Source organism: Methylobacterium sp. 22177 (assembly GCF_052045615.1).
In the GTDB taxonomy this organism is placed as follows: Bacteria; Pseudomonadota; Alphaproteobacteria; order Rhizobiales; family Beijerinckiaceae; genus Methylobacterium; species Methylobacterium radiotolerans.
The window spans coordinates 34,928-52,585 of the sequence record NZ_JBQEPK010000004.1; the positions used below are offsets into that span (position 1 = coordinate 34,928).

Annotated in this window: 29 protein-coding genes; 12 read left to right on the plus strand and 17 right to left on the minus strand. The window is 66.7% G+C overall.

Features of this window, described 5'->3' with window-relative positions:
• Nucleotides 1-6 precede the first annotated feature (6 nt).
• Both ACTJK8_RS06245 and ACTJK8_RS06250 read right to left on the minus strand, forming a co-directional pair.
• A complete protein-coding gene (locus tag ACTJK8_RS06245; protein WP_440761686.1) occupies nt 7-837 on the minus strand; it encodes a recombinase family protein in 831 nt (276 codons plus the stop codon).
• A 108-nt stretch (nt 838-945) separates the two neighbouring features.
• Nucleotides 946-1,188, minus strand: coding sequence for a hypothetical protein (locus ACTJK8_RS06250; RefSeq protein WP_440761687.1), 243 nt, complete (start codon nt 1,186-1,188; stop codon nt 946-948).
• Nucleotides 1,189-1,515: 327 nt separating this feature from the next.
• Here ACTJK8_RS06250 and ACTJK8_RS06255 point away from each other — a divergent pair, with 327 nt between their 5' ends.
• Nucleotides 1,516-2,394, plus strand: coding sequence for a hypothetical protein (locus ACTJK8_RS06255; RefSeq protein WP_440761688.1), 879 nt, complete (start codon nt 1,516-1,518; stop codon nt 2,392-2,394).
• Nucleotides 2,395-2,515: 121 nt separating this feature from the next.
• Here ACTJK8_RS06255 and ACTJK8_RS06260 read toward each other — a convergent pair whose 3' ends face one another.
• Nucleotides 2,516-3,373, minus strand: a complete 858-nt coding sequence (locus tag ACTJK8_RS06260) for a hypothetical protein (protein ID WP_440761689.1) — start codon at nt 3,371-3,373, stop codon at nt 2,516-2,518.
• 493 nt (nt 3,374-3,866) lie between these two features.
• Between ACTJK8_RS06260 and ACTJK8_RS06265 the strand changes: the two genes are divergently transcribed.
• Complete coding sequence (locus ACTJK8_RS06265) at nt 3,867-5,219, plus strand: hypothetical protein (protein ID WP_440761690.1); 1,353 nt, start codon at nt 3,867-3,869, stop codon at nt 5,217-5,219.
• Nucleotides 5,220-5,370: 151 nt separating this feature from the next.
• On the opposite strand, the gene ACTJK8_RS06270 is transcribed toward ACTJK8_RS06265, so the two are convergent.
• The 13 genes from ACTJK8_RS06270 to ACTJK8_RS06330 all read right to left on the minus strand — a co-directional run bounded on the left by ACTJK8_RS06270 (nt 5,371) and on the right by ACTJK8_RS06330 (nt 11,902).
• Nucleotides 5,371-5,805: a hypothetical protein gene (locus ACTJK8_RS06270; protein WP_440761750.1), complete on the minus strand. Its 435-nt coding sequence runs from the start codon at nt 5,803-5,805 to the stop codon at nt 5,371-5,373.
• Nucleotides 5,806-5,827: 22 nt separating this feature from the next.
• Nucleotides 5,828-6,121, minus strand: coding sequence for a hypothetical protein (locus ACTJK8_RS06275; protein ID WP_440761691.1), 294 nt, complete (start codon nt 6,119-6,121; stop codon nt 5,828-5,830).
• The gene (locus tag ACTJK8_RS06280; protein ID WP_440761692.1) at nt 6,118-6,636 is read right to left on the minus strand and encodes a hypothetical protein; all 519 of its coding nucleotides are present in this window, start codon (nt 6,634-6,636) and stop codon (nt 6,118-6,120) included. The genes ACTJK8_RS06275 and ACTJK8_RS06280 overlap by 4 nt, the downstream gene beginning before the upstream one ends.
• Nucleotides 6,637-6,682: 46 nt before the next feature.
• A complete protein-coding gene (locus ACTJK8_RS06285; protein ID WP_440761693.1) occupies nt 6,683-7,534 on the minus strand; it encodes a hypothetical protein in 852 nt (283 codons plus the stop codon).
• Between the two features lie 4 nt (nt 7,535-7,538).
• The gene (locus tag ACTJK8_RS06290) at nt 7,539-8,156 is read right to left on the minus strand and encodes a class I SAM-dependent methyltransferase (RefSeq protein WP_440761694.1); all 618 of its coding nucleotides are present in this window, start codon (nt 8,154-8,156) and stop codon (nt 7,539-7,541) included.
• Entirely contained in the window at nt 8,153-8,353 is a 201-nt protein-coding gene (locus ACTJK8_RS06295) for a hypothetical protein (RefSeq protein WP_440761695.1), read from the minus strand. The genes ACTJK8_RS06290 and ACTJK8_RS06295 overlap by 4 nt, the downstream gene beginning before the upstream one ends.
• Nucleotides 8,350-8,808 (minus strand): RusA family crossover junction endodeoxyribonuclease, encoded by a 459-nt coding sequence (locus ACTJK8_RS06300; protein WP_440761696.1) that lies wholly within the window; start codon nt 8,806-8,808, stop codon nt 8,350-8,352. Before ACTJK8_RS06300 ends, ACTJK8_RS06295 begins: the two co-directional genes overlap by 4 nt.
• Before the next feature lie 15 nt (nt 8,809-8,823).
• A complete protein-coding gene (locus tag ACTJK8_RS06305) occupies nt 8,824-9,402 on the minus strand; it encodes a hypothetical protein (RefSeq protein WP_440761697.1) in 579 nt (192 codons plus the stop codon).
• 90 nt (nt 9,403-9,492) lie between these two features.
• Complete coding sequence (locus tag ACTJK8_RS06310) at nt 9,493-9,786, minus strand: hypothetical protein (protein WP_440761698.1); 294 nt, start codon at nt 9,784-9,786, stop codon at nt 9,493-9,495.
• Nucleotides 9,787-9,788: 2 nt separating this feature from the next.
• Nucleotides 9,789-10,094, minus strand: coding sequence for a Gp49 family protein (locus ACTJK8_RS06315; RefSeq protein WP_427507859.1), 306 nt, complete (start codon nt 10,092-10,094; stop codon nt 9,789-9,791).
• A gap of 2 nt (nt 10,095-10,096) precedes the next feature.
• Nucleotides 10,097-10,561: a hypothetical protein gene (locus tag ACTJK8_RS06320; protein WP_440761699.1), complete on the minus strand. Its 465-nt coding sequence runs from the start codon at nt 10,559-10,561 to the stop codon at nt 10,097-10,099.
• Between the two features lie 446 nt (nt 10,562-11,007).
• A complete protein-coding gene (locus tag ACTJK8_RS06325) occupies nt 11,008-11,514 on the minus strand; it encodes a hypothetical protein (RefSeq protein WP_440761700.1) in 507 nt (168 codons plus the stop codon).
• A gap of 160 nt (nt 11,515-11,674) precedes the next feature.
• Nucleotides 11,675-11,902 (minus strand): hypothetical protein, encoded by a 228-nt coding sequence (locus tag ACTJK8_RS06330; RefSeq protein WP_440761701.1) that lies wholly within the window; start codon nt 11,900-11,902, stop codon nt 11,675-11,677.
• Between ACTJK8_RS06330 and ACTJK8_RS06335 the strand changes: the two genes are divergently transcribed.
• A complete protein-coding gene (locus tag ACTJK8_RS06335; RefSeq protein ID WP_440761702.1) occupies nt 11,901-12,587 on the plus strand; it encodes a S24 family peptidase in 687 nt (228 codons plus the stop codon). The genes ACTJK8_RS06330 and ACTJK8_RS06335 overlap by 2 nt on opposite strands.
• On the opposite strand, the gene ACTJK8_RS06340 is transcribed toward ACTJK8_RS06335, so the two are convergent.
• Nucleotides 12,584-12,724 carry a hypothetical protein gene (locus ACTJK8_RS06340; protein ID WP_440761703.1) on the minus strand — a complete coding sequence of 47 codons (141 nt, stop codon included), beginning with the start codon at nt 12,722-12,724 and terminating at the stop codon, nt 12,584-12,586. The genes ACTJK8_RS06335 and ACTJK8_RS06340 overlap by 4 nt on opposite strands.
• A 475-nt stretch (nt 12,725-13,199) precedes the next feature.
• On the opposite strand from ACTJK8_RS06340, the gene ACTJK8_RS06345 reads away from it, so the two are divergent.
• From ACTJK8_RS06345 to ACTJK8_RS06385, 9 genes are read left to right on the plus strand one after another with little or no spacing between them, the layout of a single operon-like run.
• Entirely contained in the window at nt 13,200-13,574 is a 375-nt protein-coding gene (locus ACTJK8_RS06345) for a helix-turn-helix domain-containing protein (protein WP_440761704.1), read from the plus strand.
• A 2-nt stretch (nt 13,575-13,576) separates the two neighbouring features.
• Nucleotides 13,577-13,795 (plus strand): hypothetical protein, encoded by a 219-nt coding sequence (locus tag ACTJK8_RS06350; RefSeq protein ID WP_440761705.1) that lies wholly within the window; start codon nt 13,577-13,579, stop codon nt 13,793-13,795.
• Nucleotides 13,792-14,172 carry a hypothetical protein gene (locus tag ACTJK8_RS06355; protein ID WP_440761706.1) on the plus strand — a complete coding sequence of 127 codons (381 nt, stop codon included), beginning with the start codon at nt 13,792-13,794 and terminating at the stop codon, nt 14,170-14,172. The genes ACTJK8_RS06350 and ACTJK8_RS06355 overlap by 4 nt, the downstream gene beginning before the upstream one ends.
• Nucleotides 14,169-14,531 (plus strand): hypothetical protein, encoded by a 363-nt coding sequence (locus ACTJK8_RS06360; RefSeq protein WP_440761707.1) that lies wholly within the window; start codon nt 14,169-14,171, stop codon nt 14,529-14,531. Before ACTJK8_RS06355 ends, ACTJK8_RS06360 begins: the two co-directional genes overlap by 4 nt.
• Nucleotides 14,532-14,534: 3 nt before the next feature.
• On the plus strand, nt 14,535-14,813 hold the full coding sequence (locus tag ACTJK8_RS06365; RefSeq protein ID WP_440761708.1) for a hypothetical protein: 279 nt from the start codon (nt 14,535-14,537) through the stop codon (nt 14,811-14,813).
• 10 nt (nt 14,814-14,823) lie between these two features.
• Nucleotides 14,824-15,546 (plus strand): YqaJ viral recombinase family protein, encoded by a 723-nt coding sequence (locus tag ACTJK8_RS06370; RefSeq protein WP_440761709.1) that lies wholly within the window; start codon nt 14,824-14,826, stop codon nt 15,544-15,546.
• Nucleotides 15,543-16,223 carry a hypothetical protein gene (locus tag ACTJK8_RS06375; protein WP_440761710.1) on the plus strand — a complete coding sequence of 227 codons (681 nt, stop codon included), beginning with the start codon at nt 15,543-15,545 and terminating at the stop codon, nt 16,221-16,223. The genes ACTJK8_RS06370 and ACTJK8_RS06375 overlap by 4 nt, the downstream gene beginning before the upstream one ends.
• Nucleotides 16,223-16,366, plus strand: a complete 144-nt coding sequence (locus tag ACTJK8_RS06380; RefSeq protein WP_440761711.1) for a hypothetical protein — start codon at nt 16,223-16,225, stop codon at nt 16,364-16,366. The genes ACTJK8_RS06375 and ACTJK8_RS06380 overlap by 1 nt, the downstream gene beginning before the upstream one ends.
• Complete coding sequence (locus ACTJK8_RS06385; protein WP_440761712.1) at nt 16,366-17,643, plus strand: phosphoadenosine phosphosulfate reductase domain-containing protein; 1,278 nt, start codon at nt 16,366-16,368, stop codon at nt 17,641-17,643. Before ACTJK8_RS06380 ends, ACTJK8_RS06385 begins: the two co-directional genes overlap by 1 nt.
• The last annotated feature ends 15 nt before the right edge of the window (nt 17,644-17,658 follow it).

Here is a 17,658-nt window from a genome sequence, read left to right on the forward strand (position 1 = left end):
CCTTCGTCAGCCGATGATCGCGGCGTGGGCGCCCGGCTGCAGGACGTGCGTCTCGGTCCCGTTCCAGCGAAACAGGTACTCGATCGCGCCGCGATATTTCGGGTTGTCGGTCACGTAGGCGACCGTGGAGACGGCCCAGCGGCCGCCCTTCGGCGCCGGGATGCCCTCGGCGTTCAAGCCGTCGGCGATGGCCTGGAGCGTCCGCTTCCGGCGGCGCTCCTGGTAGATCCGGCGCACGATGCGCGCCTGCTCCGGAACGACCCGAAGCCCGCCTTCCAGATCCTTCGTGTAGCCGTAGGGCGCCTGGCCCCCGGCGAAGCCGCCCTTGCCGGCCTTGGCCACCCGGCCGCCGGCGGTCCGGTCCCGGATCACGAACCGCTCGTTCTCCGCCATGCCGGCGAAGATGGCGAAGAAGGTCCGCCCCATCGGGTTCGAGGTGTCGATCACCGATTCCGTGACCGACCGGAAGGCGACCTCGTGCTGCTCTGCCAGACCCGAGACCGTCGTCATCGCGTGGCGGATGTCGCGGGACAGCCGGTCGATCTTCGCCACCAGCAGCACGTCGAAGGCCTTGGCCGCGGCGAGTTCCAGCGCCTGCCCGAAGGCGGGGCGATCGGCGGGCCGGGTCGCGCCCGACACACCGGGGTCGGTGAGGACCTCGATCAGCTCGTAGCCCTGGCTCTCGGCGAAGGAGCGAACCGCCTTCTCCTGCGCCTCGAGCCCGTGGCCGGTCGCGGCCTGCTCTTCCGTCGAGACCCGCAGGTACCCGAGCGCCCGGACGGCGCTGGCTGCCTTCGTCTCAGTCTGGATTTTATTCCGGGCCCGCTGGCGGCCCACACGACGTGAGCCCGAAACCACCTGCAAGCCTCTGATTTTTCTTACGTTTTAGCGTCTAAACAGCCGATATTTCCAAGATCTCAGGAGACCTTGGAAATGGCCTCGAAATCAGGCCGCCCGACGCCGCCGGGCCACCGTGAACGCCTTGCCCTTCTCGCTCTGTCCGGACAGGCCGAAGGTGCGCTTCTCGACGGTCCCGATCAGCGGCCGAAGCTGGCGGATCAGCGACCGGATGCGCCGGCAGTGATGGTCCCGCGCGGCAAGGTCGACGTCCTGGCGCCCGGTCGCGCGGAGGCGGCAGAGCGCGAGGCTCTCCTCCTCGATCGCGGTGACGATAGCGTGGGCGCTCATCGGGGACCGATCATGGCACGGAACACCGCCTGCGTCTGCCGGAGCAACGCCTAAGCTGTTGAGCGGGTTCGGTCTCGGGGAACTTACGGGGCCGTGCCCGGCTCGTTCAGCCGGTGCCGTGCCCCTGCCGGCCAGAGCCCAGCGCGTCCGCCAGTGCAGTACCGGAAGATCGGAGCGGACATGCAAACGCCCGGCGGCTTCTGAGCCCCGGGCGCGCGTCTCGCGACAATCGGGTTTTGCCGGGTTTCGCCCGTCGGGTCAATCCGGATCTGCGGAGGAGGACTTGATTCGATCGATGCGACGCCTCAGCCTGTGCGAGGGGCCCTTTTGCTCGTGGTCAACATGTCGAAACCAACGTCTCCAATAAAAACATACGCAGCAGTTGGGCGCTGCATATATTGCGGAATTGAGGGCGTACGGCTCGGCGAAGAACACATCATTCCATTCGGATTGAATGGCAACATAGTCCTTCCGAGTTCGAGTTGCGATGATTGCTCGCGGATCACAGGTCGTTTCGAGGGAGTCTGCCAAAGAAAACTACTAGGAAATATACGCATCAAGCTTGGTCTGAAAACTAGAAGAAAAAAAGACAGGCCCGCTAAGCTTGAGATCTATATCAAGACCCCTGCTGGGGAGACCGTAACTGAAGTCGACGTGGTCAATTATCCTCACATGTTCGCCGTTCCGATCTTAGACGAAGCAAGGATACTGCTTGGCGCGCCGGAGTTTCATTCTGATCTAATCGGATGCGGGATTTGGGCGAATGTGCCTGAGGAAGAAGTAAGGCCATACATCGAGAAAGAGCGTCACGGACTTCGTGTTGGTGCAGTCCAGGCCGATGTCTTTTGCCGCATGTTGGCAAAAATTGCGTATTCATTTGCTACTGCAGAATTAGGGTACGGAAATTTTCGACCGCTGATACTTCCGATTATACTCGGGAAATCAAGCAACTATGGCCATCTGATAGGAGGGCTGCCTCAGGCCCCAGAGCCGTCTGCTCAACTTCACGAAGTTAGTTTAGAGTACAGAATAGTAGGACTCCAAGTATATATTGTCGTCAATGTAAGATTGTTTGGACAAGCTGGCGCCCCACAATATCACGTTGTAGTCGGCACCGGCGAGCTACTCAATACGAAGCAGAAGGAGGCGCTCGAAGGAAAGGCCTTACTGCAAGCGTCTCCGCGGGAAGCGCGGGCCACCGAATGATCCGCCCGCTGCCCATCTTCCTGTACGTCGTTCGGCAACAAGGAGGGTGGAGTACGCGAAGCAGATTGTCAGCCGCTCGACTTGGCACATGCCGAGCGGCGAACCCGGCGGCAGGCAGGCATCAGGCGTCGCCGCCCACCCGGCACCGCGCCGCCACGATGTCCCGTACCCGCCCGCGCCCCGCGACGGCCCGCTGGACGTCCGGCTTGGCCTGCGGAGCGTAGCGCGCTTCCTCGGCGCCCCAGTACTGGCCTTGGCCGGCCGGGACGGCGCGGCCCAGCGCGTCGGTCTCCTCGCCGGTCTTTTGGCCCTGGAAGAAGCGCTCCTGCACGTTCGCGACGCCCTCGGCCGCGAAGTCCTCGTCGAGGTTCTCCATCAGGATCCGGAAGTGCGCGGCGATCTGGCTGGTGCCGCGGTCGCCGCCCTTGCCACGGGCTTGAGCGAACTGGGCGAAGGTCTGCCGGCCGGTGAGCACCTCGTGGAGGAATCGGGCGCCGGGCACGCCGACGGCGCGGACGACCTTGTCCTTCAGCTTCGCCACGAGGCGGGCGTCGTCGATCGCGTAGATGACGGACAACTCGTGCGCGATGGTCATGTCCTTCGAGCCACGCACACCGAACTCCATGGAGCCCAGCCGGGCGCCGGAGGCGCGCTCGAAGATCGCCTGGACCTGGCGCCCGACCTCGTACTGCGAGACCGTGAGCCGCCCGTGCGAGCGCTCCATCTCGAGGACGTCGACCCGGCGATTGACCGAGGCGAGCGAACGACCGCCCGGGGTCCACGGATCGTCGACCGCCACGGCCGCTGTCTCGATCGGGCCGCGCTTGCCCCGGACCGGCTTCGACAGGTCGGTGCGCGGGTCGAAGGCGCCGGCGTGATCGTACCGGTCGCCGCGCGGATCCCGGCGCCGCTCTGGCCGAGCGAACCGCTCGTGCGAGTGGGTTGCCGGCGAGCCGGCGAGGGTGATGGCCTTGGTCATGGACGCTGCCACGGTGGTGCCCCTTGAAGCGGTCGACCTTCCGTCGATCCGTGACACCCGATCTGCGTCCCGATTTTGGACACTGGCAAGCGAGCGCAGGCTCGCGCCGCATCCAGAGCTCAAAGCCATCGCTATTGCTCGAACTCCACCGTCAAGATCCACTCTCGAAGTCCACAACGGGCGGATTTCTTTTGCCGCTACAATTTTCCTCGCGATGTTTGGATTTCTGGCAATCAGGGCGGCAAAAAGCGCAATTCACTGTATAATCTAAAATATTGCCATAGGAATATGCTTCTGAATATCCGTCATTTTTGGCGAAAATTTCATTCGTCCGTTGAGTTTTTGAAGATGTTGCTGATTTAACATTGATGAATACTACACAAGATCTACAAATTCTCGAAAGTAAATTCTGAAGCAATATTTTCATTGACCAAAATTTTTGATATGCTTTGATGATCATTCTCTGATTGTCGGCGGATCGGCGGATGCACTCATGGGCAAGTTACGATTGCGGTTCAGAAGTATAGCCTCATACATTTCGACCGCCGTTGTAATTATACTTTTCCTAGGATTTGAATTAAGCCCGTTGTTTTTCAACAGAGCTGATCCGCCGCCGGATCCGACTCAATACAAATGTCCGGAAGGGTCGCCGGATGACCCTCGGCACATTAGGCGGCCGAATGATAGCATTAAGGTCATAAGGCTGACCAACGCTGGCGAATTCGCGCGTCGATGCGATTTTACCAACGCCCTCTACGAAACGAATTGGAACAGAGTATCTTCGCAAAAGCCGTTCGGCGTAGAAGTGGATCCTGACGCACCGAAGGATCGGCCCAAACTTGTCGTTCTCTTCGTTCATGGCTGGAAGCATTCTGCCAATGAAAATGACGACAACTATAAAAGTTTTACTGAGCTAATAAAAGCTCTTCGATCAAAATACGGCGACCAACGTTATGTAGTCGGGATTTACATTGGATGGAATGGTGACGCTAACCTTGGCGACGCTTTGGACAACATAACCTTCTGGGCGAAGAAAAACAATGCGGATCGCATCGCTCAGAGTAACGCGGTCACTACAATTACTAGCGCAGTTGGGGCTATCATACGAGCGGACCCTGCGAAGCGCGATCGCTTCATCGCGATTGGCCACAGCTTCGGTGCTCGCCTGCTGTTTGCTGCAACAGCCCCGTCGCTACTGGCAGCCGCCCAGATGGCACATCCGGGCCGCCCGTACAGCACCTACAAGGTGTTCCGTGGCATTGCAGATGCGGTTATCCTGTTAAATCCGGCTTTTGAGGCGTCTCGGTACACCGCGTTTGACAATCTTTCCCGTGTCGAGGAGGCATTCTCACCGGAGCAGCCACCACTCTTGGTGACGCTCTCGACAAGCGCCGACTGGCCAACCCGCAAGGCGTTTCCGATTGGCCAGTGGTTGGGCTTAGCAAGAAGCTCGCGCGAACTTATGACGCTCGGCAATTACAGCCCCTATCGAACTCATATTTTCACGGAACGGCATGGATCGAGCTGCACCGATGGCGACACGACTAGGTCGGGTGAAATCGACAACTTAGAAATTGGACCTGTTTGTCTCATTAGGATTAATAGAGAAGACAAACGGGTCAAAGCGGGCGACAATCCGGCGGCCACGTCACCCTATAACCCCTTTATGGTCGCGAGGACGGGTCCCGAGATCATGAGCGGCCATGGCGACATCTGGAATCCTAAGATCAGGGGTTGGCTTGTTGATCTCGTCGCCTTGCTTGAGCAAGAGCATAGCAATATTTTAGCTGTGAAAGACCCCGCATCGAAAGAGACGGCTGATCCAAAATCGCCCCAGTCACGATAAGCCATAGTGCCCATATTTGAAGTGATAATAATTATTTGACGGGCGGCGAATGGTGGCTATCTGAAAGAAGTGATGATCGTTTGCATGATTAATTCGGGTTGTAAGCAGCCCTGCTGGGCCGCTTAGCCAAAGTTCGCCGGCCTCAAATCGGTCAGGCTGATGCACCACCTGGCCGACGCAGGTTCCAAGCCTCCGCTAGCCGCTCGCAGGCTCGCTTCCGGCGCCGGTCGAAAGTTCGCCGCCAGATCCCAAACTCACGGCAATGGTCGGTGATCGATCCGCCGGGCACGTCTTTGAGCAGCCGAAGTCGGCGGTGACGCTTGATCCGACGCCGCGCCTTGGCCCGGGCCCAGGTCAGCAGGGCGATCCGCTCCTCGCTGTCCCGGCCCAGGACCTCCGCCGAGAAGACGATCCAATCGAAGGTCGCCCGCATCTCCTCCGGGTCGTTCGGCTGCAGCCGGTTCGGCCGCACGCTGAAGATGCCCGAACTGGTGAAGGCCATGAACGCCGCCACCAACCACCGCTCCACGTCCGCGCACGTCATGGCCGGCGGGTCCGGGCCTTCGATCCTCAGCGGGTTCGCCATCAGCACCGGTTACGCGCTTCCCTCAAGCGGCCGAGCGGCTGAACAGATCGGGCGCCGGCGGATCGGCCCAGGCGGGCTCGGCCGGCATCGGCGGCACCGCGGCCCGCGCCTCGACGATCGCGAGGCACTGCCAGTCGGCGCACGACCACAGCCCTTCTGAGCGATTCCGGAAGCATCCGAAGCCGAACGAGGCGCCGAACACGCCGCACTCGGCGCAGACGTGCTCGGCTGGCGGCTCTCGCTCAGCGTCGGCCGCCTTCCGCGCGGCCTCGCGGTCGCGCAGATTGGCCTTCCAGAGATCGGGACGCCGGCTCACGACGCACCTCTGGTCAGGCCCTGGCGCTGGTCGAGGCGGGCCATCAGCCGGCCGATGTCCGGCCCGTGGCCGGTCGCGCGGAGCCGGGCAAGGTCCTCGTCCAGCTTCGCCCGCTGCGCCCGGGCGATCTCGGCGGGCGTCTCGGCGCGGTGCCGCGCGGGCTCGGCCTGCCGCATGTGCTGCAGGTGCGCCTCGGCCGCCTTCGCGACCTCCGCGCGCTGCTCCGCCGTCGGCACGTCGTAGACCTCGGCCTCGAGCACGCGCCGGATGTGCAGCAGCCGCGTCCGGAGCGGGATCAGTCCCTCACGCACCTCGTCTGCGAACTCGGCCGGGGAGGGCCGGAACCGCTTCGACCAGGGCCGCAGAGTCTCGCCGGATCGGAAGCGCTCGGCCGCGGCGTGAATCGCGGCCAGCGGGAGAGCCTTCAGCGCCGACACGTACTCCGCGACGAGCACCTCATTCTCGTCGTCGCCGCGCCCGCGCCCCTGCTCGAAGCCGAGGAGGACTCGGGTCACGACCACGTCGACATGGCGGGGGTTTGAGGCCGCCGTCAGCTCGGCGTTAAGCCGCGCGGCGAGCGCGCAGAGCTGCTGCCGCTCGGTGGTCGAGACCGCCCTGTCCCGCCGCACGCAATACCGCGTCGGAAGGACGGGATGCGCCTCCAGCCTGCCATGCAGTGCCGAGATCCTTGCCTCGACTGGGGCCGGCATCAGGGTCGTTCGCGTCGATGGCAGGCGGTTCGACATCGTAGGCTCCCGTCAGGGATTCGGCGTGTTGGCGGATGAGGCGGGCGGCGAGGCCCGTAGGCGCTGGCTGGGCGGGGCGCCCGCGGTCTGGCCGGCGGCCGGTGGCTTCGCGGCGGGCCTGGAGGCGCCGCTCGACCCAACTCGAGAAGTCGGCCAGCTCGCGGCCGTCGGCCTCCTCGATCAGGCCCAGCACCACCACCGCCTCGTCGTGGGCGATGCCCAGCCAGTGGCCGATCAGGCCGCGGGCCGAGTGCTCGGACCGGCCGGTGTTGGCGCAGATCAGCGCGATGCCCCGGGTCATCAGCTCCCGGCGGAAGCTCCGGGTCTCGTCGGCATCGGCCGACCCAGTGCCGCCAGCCTGCCCGACGTCGTCGGCCGACCCCTCAGGGTCGGAACCGGGGGTTGGGGAGGGGTTAAGGGGTGGGGGTGGAGGTGCAGGAGGAGGGGGCGGACCATCCGGGGAGGGGCCGGGGGGTAACGTGCCGTCTGCGGTGTCACGTGACTTCACGTGACGCACGCGCCCCTGGCGGGCCCGGTCGGAGGTCCGACGCTTCTCGATCGCCTCGACGGCAACCTGCGCGCGGGCGAGCTCCATCGCGACGCGCTGCAACAGCTCGGGTTCGAGGCCGGCGCGGGCCAGATCGGCGATGAGGGTGGGATCGCTCATCGGCCTACTCCGCCGCCATCGGCATCGGGCCGGGCGCGTGGTCAGCCTCGGTGAAGTCCTCCCAGGACATGCGGCTGAGCTGCGTCGGGCCGCGGTGGGAGAGGTCCCAGACGAACCAAGCGAAGGCCATGTTCGAGGAGGCCTTCGGGCCCTCCCAGCCGTCGCGGTGCATCATCGGCAGGCGCTTGCGGAAGCAATACACCCGGGCCAGCGTGCCGGTGTCGAGGATGGAACCGCGCGAGATGCTCTCGTAGAACGAGAACCGCAGCAGCATCATCACGCGCGGGCAGAGCCGCACGGCCTGTTCCACGAAGGCGCGAGCGTCCTTGTAGGGCGGGTTCGTGACGATGCAGTCGATGCCCTCGGGCGCCGCGTCGACCTTCAGGAAGTCGACGTCCGAGACCTGCCCCTTCCAGCCGTAGTCGACGAGGTCTGTAGCCAGAACCTCGTGCCCGGCCGCATACAGCTCGCGCACGATGGCGCCGGGCCCGCAGGCCGGCTCCCAGATGCGCCGCGGCATCCACTCGATCGCCATCAGCGCACGCACGGCCACGGCCGGCGTCTCGTAGAGGTCGTTCCCGCGCTCCGAGAGCGCGTGCGCCTTGTTCTCGCGGTGGCTCACGCTGCAGCCCTCCGTCGAAAGGCCGGGACCATCCGCGAGAGCACCAGCATCACGCCGCGATTCAGGCGCGGCGCCAGCTCCGTCCCGTCCGGATGGTAGGAGCGCTCGCAGAGGCGCATGGATTCGGCCGCGTCGAGCGCGTCGCCATAGGTGCCGCGGAACAGCTCGCGGCCCGAGAAGATCAGCACCCATGTCATGCCGCCGCCCTCACGGCCTGCGGCTCCAGCGCCGCGACCTGGATCACCAGCTCGGGCGACTCGCCGTAGAACTTGCGGACCAGGCCATCGACCACGGACGCGTCGTCAGCCCAGACGACGTGGTTCAGCGGGTCGATGACCTTGGCGATGTTGTCCCAGTCGGGCTTGGTCGTGGGCCGCAGGCGGCGCTCGATCGCGTCCAGCCGCTTCCGCTTCGACCAGCTCGCCGGAATCGGCATGGTGGCGAAGATCCGAACCTCCAGCGGCCCGGTGAACAGGGCGCGCCCCCGCATGACGGCGCCGGCCGCGAGTCGCAGGGCGCTCTCGTACGCCTCGGTCTTCTGGTCGGGATGGGAGTGGATGCGCGCCACTCCTCCCCGATGGACGAGCTGCGCGCGGTGCCGGCCCTTCCCGCGAGGGGCACCCGGCAGGCGGATGATGACGGTCTCGGACACCGCGCGCCTCCAGGCTCAAGCGTCCGCGGGTTCGCGCGTGCGGCGCGACCGGGTCTCGCGGGCGGGCGGCTCCGGCAGAGGCGAGCGATCGGCTTCGCCCTCGGCGTCGCCCTCGTCGCCCTCACCCTCCTCGTCGCCGTCCTCGGCCTCGTCGCCCTCGTCGATAGGCAGGTCGGGCTGATCCTTGTCCGCGACCGCATCGGCGCGCTGGCCGAAGAAGACGCTCGGCTCCGCCAGGACGAGGACCGCAGGCTTCGCGCCGTGCTCGGCCAGCTTCGTGATGTCGTCGACCGAGCCGGAGGCGCCGACCTCGAGCTTGAGGCCGTCCTTCACGGTCCACTTGCCGGTCGAGACCACCAAGTGGTCGAAGCCCTGATGCGCGACGACCTTGATGGCCTCGCGCACCGTCTTCCCGGCGACCTCGTCGCAGCGGCCGATCATCAGCCGCTGCTCGTGCTCGGACATCTTGGTCCAGCACGGCATCTGCCGGCAGATGTTGTCGAGGATCCGGTCGCGGATGTCGCCCCGCAAGGTCTCGATGCCGAGCTCTACAGCGGCTTCGGCTTGCGCGACCGCGTCTGTTGTGGCTTCCATTGCTCTCTCCATGGATGGGCACCACGCCCATTCGGTTCAGACCGCCCGGCACCCGCTCCCACAGCAGGCCGGGCGGTTCTCGTTTCGGGGTCAGGGGTGCGGGCGGTTGCCCGGCAGACGCGGGTCATGACCGCGGCGCGGGACGAGCGGCTCCTCGACGACGGGCGAGCGATCGCCGAGCGGCGCGTGGAGTTGCTGCTGGACCGGAGGCGTCGGCGACAACGCCACCAGCGTCAGCGCAAGGCCCTCCGCCCAACCGAGCAGCGCGACGAGACACATGCGGACCGGCCGGTTCGCGCCAGTCTCGGGCACGTGTCTCTCGACGCCCTGGCGGAGCGTCGCGAAGTGGCCGGGCAGGGTGGTGACGAAGGTGCCGTCGGACATGGTCAGGCCGCCGCTAACCGCTCGCGGAGCAGGTAGCCTTCCAGCTCCCAGATGCGCTCGCGGGCATTCCGGTGCGCGATCTGCTCGCCAATCGCCGGATCGAAGTTCTCGGGCGACGCGGCCGCGCTGGTGCCGGTGACGATGAAGCCGTTGCGCAAGGTGAGCGCGCAGACCGTCAGTGTCGTACCCGGGAACACGTGATAGGCCGCGCTGACGATGCGGCCGTCGATGTGATCGGGCGTCAGGCGGGGCGCGTTCAGCCCCTTCGCCTGCAGCTCGGCCTCCAGCTTGGTCTCGTCGCTCGACATGCTCACTTCTCCTCGTTCGCGGCCCGCCACAGCGGCAGGTCCGTCAGATCACCCGCACCCGGCAGGCGCGGCACAAGCGGGCGAGCATCCGGACGGACCAGTGCCGATGCGGCCGCCCGTCCTGGACGGCGCGGAGCAGGGCCTGCCGCCGTGCGAAGAACAGCCTCAGCCTCAGCCACAGCAGGGTGCGCAGACCCGGCGACCGCGGCGGTGACCTCGATGTCATGGGCGAGCCTCCTGAGTTGCCGCTCGCATTCGGCGGCGTGGGCGGCCTCGATCCGGGACAGGATGTGCGAGGCGATTTCCTTGGGCGGCCGGTACCGGAGCGCCCACAGCTTCCCGAAGGGGATGGCCGCGCGCGTCGCGATCCGGCGCATGGCGTTGGCCGTGTCGCCTGGTCCGCGGACCTCGAAGCGCAACAGCTCGTCGAAGGCGCTCCGCGCCCGCATCACGTCAGCGTCCGACATTTGAGCCTTCCGCAAAAACCTTTTGCACATCAGCAAATCCGTCCGTGGTTACTTGCGACCACGGACGGAGAGGGCCGACATGCAGAGGGAGTTCTTGAGGGTACGCACGACACACAGCGCGACCGCCGGCTTGGCGGCAGGGACGGGCGCGCAGGAGGAGGGACGACCCGGCCGAGGGTCCGAGATTGCGATGGTCTCGGCCGGGTCGCTCGCTGGCGGGAGGCGCGAGCCTGCGACCGCTGCGATGGGCAATGAGGGACGCCTGCCCGCCGTTGTCGAAACGGAGGGGAAGGTGCGGGCAGGCGATCGGCCGGTGAAGCCCGGCACGATGAGGTGAAACCATGCACAGGCCAGCATTCGCCCTGAGCGACACTGATCCGGCGGACGCGTTATTCTTGGCGCGGACGAGGATGGCAGAACCGGCCATGGCGATCGGCAACGACATCTCAGGCGCGCCTCTTCAGGCGCGCCAGACCACGGCCCATCCGCTCGCGAAGCGAGGCGGCGTTGTCCTGCCCGACAACGACAACGTCCGCGGGGCTGGACGTCCGGGCGGCGACCGGCTCGACCGGAACGAAGCTGAGCCCGCGGTCCATGGCCTGGGCCATGCGCACCAGGTCGGCGAACTGGTCCCGGTGCTGCAGGAGCGCCAGCAGCTCGGGGTCCTGGGCTTGGGCTTGGAGGTGCTGCGCGGCGCGCTCCAGGTCGAGGGCCTGCTGCGCCATCTCGGCCGGTGCGCCGGTGTCCGGATGCTCGCCGCGCTCGACCTCGATGGCGAGACGCGACGCCAGGATCGCGAATGCGCCCGCAGCGCGACGGCAGGCGCAGCCAAGGGCCAGTAGGGTCTTCGCGTCGGTCACGGTGGGCTCCAGGTAGGAGACCGCCACCGAGGCCGCGGCCTCGACGCTGGCGACGGCAGGGGCACGCGGCGAAAGGCGAGGGGCGGCGCTCACCGGAGCGCTCCTCCGCAGACGATCAGCCCGGCGCCGACGACGAGGCCGACGTGGCTCGCGCGTCGGACCAGCGCGTCAGACGGACCACCCGAGATCAGGGCGCGCCCAGCGGTGCAGCTCAGGACGGACCACGCACCGAGGAAGAGGCATGCCGTGCCCATCACGCGGCCTCAGTCCGAGGCTGGTGCACCCGGACGAGAACATCGTTGTCGATTGCCAGCCCCTTGGCCTGCGCGGCTTCGACCACGCGAGGCCAGTAGACGACCGGGATCGAACCGCGCTGGCGCATGTCGCTGCCACGCGCCCCGGGGTTCTTGGTGAACCCACAGATCACACCGAAGGCTGTCGGGCCGCCCAGCGAAGCGATGATGTCAGCGACAGATCTCATGGCGATCGGCACGCTACGCCTGATGCGTAGCAAGTGTCAACGCACAATGCGTAACGCGTTGTGCGATGCGCCGACCATGGACTCGATTGCTGAGCGCCTACAGTACTTGCGGAAGAAGGCCGGCTTCGGCACGGCTACCGAAGCTGCGCGAGCATTCGGATGGGCTGTGCCCACCTATCTCGGACACGAAAACGGCGATCGAAATCCCAGCAGAGAGACAGCCAAGCGATATGCGGCCGCCTTCAAGACGCGCTGGGAATGGATCCTGGAGGGTGGCCCCCGACTGGATGCGCCGAAGGACGATACGGTGCCGATCGTTGGCGACGTAGGCGCAGGTGCGCGCATTGTCTTCAACGGCGAGCCGCAGGGCGGATATGACCGGGCGCCGCGGCCTCCAGGATCCTCGCCGGATACAGTAGCAGCCCGCGTCCGAGGCGACTCGATGCCCGGCCTCGCCGAGGATGATTGGCTGATCTACTACGACCAGCGAGTTCGCGGATTGCCCGACGAGTGGATCGGACAACTCTGCGTCGTGTGGATTTCGGAGGACGAAGTCTACGTGAAAAAGGTGTTTCGCGGGCGCGACAGCGGTCCCTATCTCCTCGTCTCGACAGGCGGATTGCCGCCCATCGAGGTCGAAGAGATCACTTGGTCTGCCAAGGTCGCCTGGATCAAGCCGCGCTAGAAATCGTCGGTCTCGGGCACCTCGCCGATCCGCGCGAGAAACGTCGGTTCGGCGAATTCGTCCGCGCTGCTCGCTCCCGGACGCGAGTAGGCCAGAGCACCTACCGCCTTATTCTCTTCGACGAGACGTTCAGCCAAGCGCTTCGCAGCCTCTGGACTTGGGCACTGCCGGATAGGTCCGGCCGATATCGCTCCCCGGCCGCCACGTATGAACGGCTGTACGGCGTGATACTGCGCATGAGCCATTGCTGATCCTGATGTCTGCTTCGGCCTTTATAGGCTGGCACCCAAAACAGAACGAAGCAAGAACATAGTCCCACGCGATCCGGGATCGATGGAATCCTCGCGACACTCCCGTGGGTTGGGCTGTGCACGGCTGTGGACAACGCATTCTGCGCAGAGAGCGCCACCTCACAACGGTGTGCTACGCATAATGCGTTGACATTCGTTACGCACGATGCGTAGTATCCGCCATCGTCCCCCGACGAGCCGATGGAGCCGCAGATGCTCGATGCCCCCGCAGATCTCGTCCTCACCCTGATCGCAGTCAGCGCGGTCCTCCTCGCGTTCGGCATGCCGGCTGTCGGCATGTCCCTCGGCTGGGGCCGCTGACATGGCCGGCCAACCCGCAACCGACGTCGACATCCGCATCGGCGAGCGCATCTGCGCCGCTCGGATCCGGGCTCGCCTCACCCAGCGCACCGTCGCCGCCGCGATCGGAGTCTCGGCCGCTCAGCTCCAGAAGTACGAGAAGGGCACGAACCGCATCAGCGCGATCGCGCTGAGCATCATCGCCAAGCTCACCGGGGCGCCGATCGCGTCCTTCTTCGACGCGCCCGAGCCGCCCGCGCCGCTGAGTGTCCCGCAGACCGTCGACAGGGCTCGCGAGCATCTCCTGAGAGCAGCCGACCTCTACTTCGAGGCGCGACTGGTGGCTGGGGAACTGACCAGCCCGCGCGCGATCGCCTTCATAGCCGAGGCCGGCTGACTATGGCGCTCCTCGACCTCCCCGCCGGCTACCGGATCACCGGCTCCTCCGCCGGCTACGCCCTGCGCGGCCCCTACGGGCCCCTCGGTGACGCCTTCGACTGCTGGGCCGAGGCCTGTTTCGCCGCCCAGGACCACGCCGATTCCCTCGTGCTGGAAGCCGCCGACGAGCTGGCCGCCATCGCGGATTTCGAGGCCCAGCAACTCTTGGAGGCCGCATGAACGCCCAGCACCCCATCCGCGCCGCCTTCGGCCATCTACCCAAGGTCGCCCCGCACCTCGTCGAAAGCGTCGCCGTGGATCAGCCCCTCGTTCGTCTGGCGCCGGGTGTCACCGTCGACGAGATCGCCGCGCGGGTATCCGCCTTCGATCAGGCCCACTCCGTCGGCGAGCTCGGTGCCGGCATCTCCGGCCTGGACGGCTTGATCGAGAGCCTCGCGATGATGGCGTGGCACGTCGAGCGCGCCGTCGAGCGCGGTGCCGGTCAGAGCTACGACCTCGACAAGCTGGAGAGCATCAAGGGCCGCATCGCCGAGGTCCACCAGAAGGTGGAGATCTCAGCCGGCCGCCTCACCGCGAAGCTGGCAGGTGCGCGATGAGCATCGTCAGCTATCTCGACCTCGCCCTCGCGCTGCCAGCGGCCTTGGCGCTTGCCGCCCCAGAAACCCGCCCGACTGCCACCGAGGATCACCGTCTCACGTCGGCGCAGGCACTCGCCCTGCTGCCGCCGGACGAGACCATCCACGTCCAGGTCGGCCAGAGCCGAAGCCGCTGGCGCCGCGGCAACGTCATCATGACGATCCGGGGCGGCAGCGACCGGCGTATCGCGCTCGCATCCCGCTCCGCTGGGTTCGGCCTGTCCTTCACCCGGGACACCGGGGAATCCGTCCTCGTCCAGACCGACGACGCGAAGATCCGCGGCTGGCTGGAGCGCCAGGCCAAGCGGGCAGGGGATTGAGCCGTGCAGGTTCGCTACCTCATCTGGTCGAACGAGCGCGGCATGTGGTGGAAGCCGAACCACAGCGGCTACACCACGCTGACCCACGAAGCCGGCCTGTATTCGGAAGAAGAAGCACGCAAGATCTACGCGAAGGCGAACTTCGATCCCGGAAATCTCAACGAAGTCGTTTGCCGCGTGCCGTGGAATACCTTGGCGCGCGAGCAATTCGACTGGGCCGTCCAAGAGCGGCTCGGAGACGCCGGCCATGCCGCGCCCCGAGCAGACGACATCCCCTTCTGAGGAGCGCCCCATGGCCTTGCTCGCCCCCGACGCCCCCGCGCGCCCGTCCACCGTGCGCATCCACGCCGACCTCTACCAGGGCACCGACGAGTGGATCGCCGCCCGCTGCGGGATGCTCACCGCCAGCGAGATGACGCTGATCCTGACGCCGACCCTCAAGGCGGCCAAGAACGAGAAGGAGCGCTCGCACCTTTACGAGCTGCTCGCCCAGCGGATCACCAAGTTCGTCGAGCCGCGGTACGTCAGCGACGACATGCTGCGCGGACGCGACGACGAGGTCGAGGCGCTCACGCTCTACGCGCGGCACTACGCCGAGACCGAGACCGTCGGCTTCATCACCAACGACCGTTGGGGCTTCACGCTCGGCTACTCGCCCGACGCGCTGGTCGGCACCGACGGCCTCGTGGAGTGCAAGTCGCGCCGGCAGAAGTACCAGGTCCAGACCTTCCTCGAGCACGTGCCCGAGAGCACGATCCCGGCCGAGTACGCCCTCCAGATCCAGACCGGCCTCCTCGTCTCCGAGCGGCTCTGGTGTGACCTCGTCTCGTATTCCGGCGGCCTGCCGCTCGCGGTGATCCGCGCCTACCCGGACGAGACGATCCAGGACGCGATCATCTCCGCTGCCGGCGACTTCGAGCAGCGCCTCCGGGACGCGATGAGCCGCTACCGCGATGCCGTCGCCTCCGCCGGAGCCATCCCCACCCAGCGCGTCGAACGGGAGATCCTGGCGTGATCGACATCTCGCAGACGGTCGCGCCCAAGAGCGACCAGCTCAACGCCGACGACCTGATCGGCGGCCCGCGGACCATCACGGTCACGCGCGTGTCGAAGATGAAGGAGCCGGACCAGCCGATCGCGATCTACTTCGAGGGCGACGGCGGCAAGCCGTACAAGCCCGGCAAGTCGATGCGCCGCGTGCTCCTGCGGATCTGGGGGCAGGACGGTGCCACCTACGCCGGCCGTCGGATGACGCTCTACCGGGACGACGCCGTGCAGTTCGGCGGCGCGGCCGTCGGCGGGATCCGGATCAGCCACATGTCGGGGATCTCCTCGGCGGTGACGATGGCGCTCACGGTGACCCGGGCGAGCCGCAAGCCCTTCACGGTCAAGCCGCTGGCCGAGGAGCGCAGGCCTGCCCTGGAGCAGCCGAAAGGCGAAGCCGCGCCTGCCGGCGAGGAGCAGGGGGGCACGCGCCAGCCGGGCCCGCGCGAGCGAATGTTCGCCGCTGCCAGGCTCGAGGCCGCCAAGGGTAGCGATGCGCTGCGAGCGTTCCGCGACGGGCTTCCCGAGCGGGCTGATCGCGTCCTCGACGAGATCGGCGCCGAGCTGGAGCGGATCGCAGCCGGCGCGGACGTCGCCGACGACGATGGCTTCCCCGGCTTCGCGCCTGCAGACGAGCAGGCCGCCTGATGTGCTGGCCGAGCTTCTTCATCGGCTGCGGTGTCACGGCCGTCCTGGCCCTGGCCGCCTGGGGCCTCATGTCCTCGGACCGCGCCCTCAAGGCCGAGGACGCCGCGCGCACCGCCTCCCAGCGCGGGGAGGGCGACCGCTGATGGTTGCCCCGATCCTCCGCGGCTCGCGGCAGCACGACCTCTTCGCGCTGACGGCCGAGCGCCTGGTCTACGACGACGCCGTCGAGATGACCCTCGCCTCGCTCCAGACCTATGGCCCGCAGCACGAGCGCTGGGCCATGGCTTGGTCCGGCGGGAAGGACTCGACCGCGACGCTGACCCTGATCGTCCACCTGATCGAGGCCGGCCGGCTTGCGCCGCCGAAGACGCTGACCGTCTACTATGCCGACACTCGCCAGGAGCTGACGCCGCTCGCGATCGCCGCGGCCGACGTCATGGCGCGGCTCGCCCGCTTCCCGTGGATCCGGCTCCGCGTCGTCACCGCGCCGCTCGACCGCCGATTCCTCGTCTACATCCTCGGCCGCGGCGTCCCGCCGCCGAACAACAACACGCTCCGCTGGTGCACTCGGCAGATCAAGATCGACCCGATGGCGGCCGCGATCGAGGCCGACCTCGCCGGCCTGCCCGAGACCGACACGGTTCTGACGATCACCGGCGTCCGCCAGGGCGAGAGCGCGATCCGCGACCGGCGGATCGAGATGAGCTGCTCGAAGGACGGGGCCGAGTGCGGGCAGGGCTGGTACCAGCAGGTCCTCCCCAACATGAAGGGCGTCCGCGGGCGCCTCGCGACCCTCGCGCCGATCCTGCACTGGCGGGTCTGCAACGTCTGGGACTGGCTGCGGGTCTACGCGCCGATGCGCGCCTATGGCGGCTGGGCGACGGCGATGCTGGCCGACGCCTACGGAGGCGACGAGGCCGAGGAGGCGAACGCGCGCACCGGCTGCGTCGGCTGCCCGCTGGCCGCCCGGGACAAGGCGCTCGAGGCGGTCGTCGCCCTGCCGGCCTGGTCGTACCTCGCGCCGCTGCTGGGCCTGCGCTCGATCTACCGGGAGCTGCGGCTCGCCCGGAACCGGCTGCGCCAGCCCGGCGGCGAGACCCGCAAGGACGGAACGCTGGTGCCGAACCAGCAGCGGATGGGCCCGATCACCCTGCCTGCGCGCCTCGACGCGCTCGACCGGATCCTCGCCATCCAGTCCGCCTGCAACGTCGAGGCTGACCGGCTCGGCCGGCCGCGCGTCGACCTGCTCAACGCCGAGGAGGAAACACGCATTCGCGAGCTGATCGCCGCCGGCACGTGGCCACAGCGGTGGACCGGCGAAGAGCCGACCGCGGACGTGCCGCTCGATGCCGTCTTCTCGGACGGGTCCGTGCAGCCACTCCTATTCACTGACCACACCGACCTCACGCCCGCGGAGTAGCAGAATGTTCGGGTT

Coding starts and splice junctions, on each gene's coding strand:
- ACTJK8_RS06305 (WP_440761697.1), bottom strand. CDS start 9,402: ATGGAAGCCACAACAGACGCGGTCGCGCAAGCCGAAGCCGCTGTAGAG.
- ACTJK8_RS06295 (WP_440761695.1), bottom strand. CDS start 8,353: ATGACATGGGTGCTGATCTTCTCGGGCCGCGAGCTGTTCCGCGGCACC.
- ACTJK8_RS06355 (WP_440761706.1), top strand. CDS start 13,792: ATGAACGCCCAGCACCCCATCCGCGCCGCCTTCGGCCATCTACCCAAG.
- ACTJK8_RS06345 (WP_440761704.1), top strand. CDS start 13,200: ATGGCCGGCCAACCCGCAACCGACGTCGACATCCGCATCGGCGAGCGC.
- ACTJK8_RS06370 (WP_440761709.1), top strand. CDS start 14,824: ATGGCCTTGCTCGCCCCCGACGCCCCCGCGCGCCCGTCCACCGTGCGC.
- ACTJK8_RS06330 (WP_440761701.1), bottom strand. CDS start 11,902: ATGAGATCTGTCGCTGACATCATCGCTTCGCTGGGCGGCCCGACAGCC.
- ACTJK8_RS06260 (WP_440761689.1), bottom strand. CDS start 3,373: ATGACCAAGGCCATCACCCTCGCCGGCTCGCCGGCAACCCACTCGCAC.
- ACTJK8_RS06360 (WP_440761707.1), top strand. CDS start 14,169: ATGAGCATCGTCAGCTATCTCGACCTCGCCCTCGCGCTGCCAGCGGCC.
- ACTJK8_RS06270 (WP_440761750.1), bottom strand. CDS start 5,805: ATGGCGAACCCGCTGAGGATCGAAGGCCCGGACCCGCCGGCCATGACG.
- ACTJK8_RS06315 (WP_427507859.1), bottom strand. CDS start 10,094: ATGTCGAGCGACGAGACCAAGCTGGAGGCCGAGCTGCAGGCGAAGGGG.
- ACTJK8_RS06285 (WP_440761693.1), bottom strand. CDS start 7,534: ATGAGCGATCCCACCCTCATCGCCGATCTGGCCCGCGCCGGCCTCGAA.
- ACTJK8_RS06335 (WP_440761702.1), top strand. CDS start 11,901: ATGGCGATCGGCACGCTACGCCTGATGCGTAGCAAGTGTCAACGCACA.
- ACTJK8_RS06350 (WP_440761705.1), top strand. CDS start 13,577: ATGGCGCTCCTCGACCTCCCCGCCGGCTACCGGATCACCGGCTCCTCC.
- ACTJK8_RS06265 (WP_440761690.1), top strand. CDS start 3,867: ATGGGCAAGTTACGATTGCGGTTCAGAAGTATAGCCTCATACATTTCG.
- ACTJK8_RS06310 (WP_440761698.1), bottom strand. CDS start 9,786: ATGTCCGACGGCACCTTCGTCACCACCCTGCCCGGCCACTTCGCGACG.
- ACTJK8_RS06320 (WP_440761699.1), bottom strand. CDS start 10,561: ATGTCGGACGCTGACGTGATGCGGGCGCGGAGCGCCTTCGACGAGCTG.
- ACTJK8_RS06380 (WP_440761711.1), top strand. CDS start 16,223: ATGTGCTGGCCGAGCTTCTTCATCGGCTGCGGTGTCACGGCCGTCCTG.
- ACTJK8_RS06385 (WP_440761712.1), top strand. CDS start 16,366: ATGGTTGCCCCGATCCTCCGCGGCTCGCGGCAGCACGACCTCTTCGCG.
- ACTJK8_RS06250 (WP_440761687.1), bottom strand. CDS start 1,188: ATGAGCGCCCACGCTATCGTCACCGCGATCGAGGAGGAGAGCCTCGCG.